1 rRNA gene is annotated in these 284 nt (G+C 58.1%); it reads left to right on the plus strand.

The annotated features are described in order from the left end of the window. Positions 1-283, plus strand: a 23S ribosomal RNA gene (locus tag QQM72_RS40750); the annotation flags it as partial. Position 284 lies beyond the last annotated feature (1 nt).

Consider the following 284-nt stretch of genomic DNA (forward strand, 5'->3'; position numbering starts at 1 on the left):
GTTCCGGACCCTTCGGGGAAAGGAAAGTGGTGGAGCCGACGAACCAGACTTGCAGTAGGTGAGTGATGGGGTGACGCAGGAAGGTAGTCCATCCCGGGCGGTGGTTGTCCCGGGGTAAGGGTGTAGGACGGTGTGTAGGCAAATCCGCACACCATGCGTCTGAGACCTGATGCCGAGCCGATTGTGGCGAAGTGGATGATCCTATGCTGTCGAGAAAAGCCTCTAGCGAGTTTCATGGCGGCCCGTACCCTAAACCGACTCAGGTGGTCAGGTAGAGAATACCG

The organism is Streptomyces zaehneri, from assembly GCF_032248645.1.
GTDB lineage: Bacteria > Actinomycetota > Actinomycetes > Streptomycetales > Streptomycetaceae > Streptomyces > Streptomyces coriariae.